This window comes from Pseudomonas persica, from assembly GCF_900291015.1.
In the GTDB taxonomy this organism is placed as follows: domain Bacteria; phylum Pseudomonadota; class Gammaproteobacteria; order Pseudomonadales; family Pseudomonadaceae; genus Aquipseudomonas.
In genome coordinates, this window is the sequence record NZ_OLKL01000150.1 from 1 (window position 1) to 271 (window position 271).

Here is a 271-nt window from a genome sequence, read left to right on the forward strand (position 1 = left end):
AGCAGGAACACCGCGAAGGCGGCGATGAGGTAGGGCAGGTGGGTCATCGCCGTGCCTCCCCATCCGCGGTGCCGAAGCGCTCGCCGATCCAGGCCTTGCCGGCCTCGCGCGCGATGTTGTCGGCGCGCGCCTTGGCCAGCAGCGAGCCGACGAACCACAGTTTGGTGGCGACCACCATCCACCACAGCGGGGCGATCAGCTCCGGCCGCACGGCGTTCTCGCCGAACACGTTGATCGACTGGCGCTGGTGCAGCGCCCCCCACCAGTCCAC

1 protein-coding gene is annotated in these 271 nt (G+C 70.1%); it reads right to left on the reverse strand.

Going from position 1 to position 271, the window contains the following annotated elements:
• Positions 1 to 43: 43 nt before the first annotated feature.
• A partial coding sequence (locus FQ664_RS26075) for a cytochrome C assembly family protein (RefSeq protein ID WP_218570427.1) occupies positions 44 to 271 on the reverse strand: 228 nt, incomplete at its 5' end.